This is a genomic window from Psychrobacter sp. 1Y4 (assembly GCF_051847555.1).
The window spans coordinates 1-1,451 of record NZ_JBPYDE010000057.1 but is presented as its reverse complement, the minus strand read 5'-3'; the positions used below and the strand labels follow the sequence as shown (position 1 = coordinate 1,451).

The following is a 1,451-nucleotide window of genomic DNA, read 5'->3' as shown; positions in this document are numbered from 1 at the left end:
GTTGCAACTCTGCTAGCGACTCAGGATCAAGCGGAATATCGCCCTTGCCGGTACGCCGTGCCATCACATCGGCGAAACGTTCAATACGTTTTAACTCTTTCCCTTCACCTTCTATAGTAAAACTGGCTTTACTCTCTCGTAATGTCATCCATACGGAGGCACGCATCAGTAAGTCTTGCCCAAATTCATCGTTCAGCTTGTCAACCATTGTGGCAATATCGAGTGCAGCGGCTTGCGTAAACAACTCTGTTTTCACCAATTGAGGACAGAAATGACGGGTTCCTGCAAGATTGTCATTGATACGCCAACGAGCATTCTTTATGACATGCGCAGGGCTTGAAGTAACCTGCTTCTTAGCATCTAGAGCATCCACATAGTTACCGCCTAAATTACTCGGTACTGCTAACTGCTGACCCATGAGCCACTCATACAAGAAAGCCATTCTACGGGCATAGCTGCCTGTCGGCTCAGCGTTTACCCATGCTTGTACGTCATCAGCACCTACCTGCTCAAATAGACGAACCAGTAACTCTAAATTCAGTACTTCATGACGCATGTGAAACTGTAAGTGCGCAATGATAGTGTCCAGTGGACGCGCGGTTTCCTGATAAGCGTTATGAATGACGTCACCGTCTTTATAGGTTTGTCTGCGCCCACCGATACTACTGCTGACATATAAAGGGGACACCAGCTCGATGCTGGCATAACGGATAAGCCATGCTGCGCCAATAGGGTCTGAAGTAGGGGTATTCATCATGAGGGGCTCAAGCGATTATAGATAAGCCATTTTGCAGAAAAGCGATTATGAATGCAATATAATGATTATAATGAAGCCTCATTGCATTTAATCGATTTTTATATGACGCTGTGATGTCTTTAGATAAAGATCGAAGGGCGTTTTAAGTGGGCATAATTGAACGAAATTGAATGATGAAAATACACCGTTCTTAACACAGCTACGTAGTAATAGAGTACCTATTTCTGCAAATAAAGCCTTCTTGCCTCGCGTGTAAAGCCTTATATATCAGCTGTTTATGAACAAAAATAAAATAAAATACCTCAGCTATGAGCCTGGCTTTAACACCCGGTAAACAGTAGCTACGCCAACACCAACTGCCTTAGCGATTTCCTCTTTTGTCATATTGCCTTGACTGTCTAATTCTCTAATACGATTGTGTTTCGTTGTATTAGGCTTCTTACCGGAGGGCTTATAGCCACTGTTAGCCAATCCCTGCTTGATACGCTCTCTACGCTTGTCGTTATCAAGCTTTGCCATCGTTGCTAATAAGTCGATCAGCATATGGTTAATCACTGTTAGGATCTCACCTGTCATGCCATTATTAACTGTATGCGTCGTTGGTAGATCAGCCACCACCAATCGCAAGCCTTTGTCTTTGATACGCTGCTTTAGAATTGCAAAATCATCTTGAGATAATCGGCTTAATCTATCC

At 43.7% G+C, this 1,451-nt stretch carries 1 protein-coding gene and 1 pseudogene; both read right to left on the bottom strand.

Annotated features, from left to right (window positions below; genetic code table 11):
* A pseudogene (locus ACS8FC_RS14120) lies at positions 1 to 757 on the bottom strand (Fic family protein); the annotation flags it as partial.
* Positions 758 to 1,063: 306 nt separating this feature from the next.
* Positions 1,064 to 1,451 (bottom strand): helix-turn-helix domain-containing protein (locus tag ACS8FC_RS14115; RefSeq protein ID WP_439297224.1); only part of this gene is annotated, 388 nt, incomplete at its 5' end.